Source organism: Pseudomonas sp. SDT291_1_S447 (genome assembly GCF_054070155.1).
In genome coordinates, this window is record NZ_JBSVXS010000482.1 from 1 (window position 1) to 212 (window position 212).

Annotated in this window: 1 protein-coding gene; it reads right to left on the reverse strand. The window is 66.5% G+C overall.

The window, feature by feature from the left end; genetic code table 11:
- On the reverse strand, positions 1 to 212 hold a 212-nt coding region (locus ACW9IR_RS30465; protein ID WP_457466332.1), incomplete at both ends, for an aldehyde dehydrogenase family protein.

Genomic DNA, 212 nt, shown 5'->3' on the forward strand with positions numbered 1-212 from the left:
GTTGGCCGCAGGTGCGCCCGCGTTCGCCTTGGATGCGCGCGTGGGGCAGGCCGGTTTCGGCAACGGCACGTTCGATCAGCTCATCACCCAGGGCTTCGATCTGCGTGGCGATGGCTTCAAGAAAGCTGGCACGCGCCTCCAGCGACGTTTCGCGGTACTTATCAAACGCCGCCCACGCCAAGGCACACGCCTGGGCCACCTGTTCGCCGTCG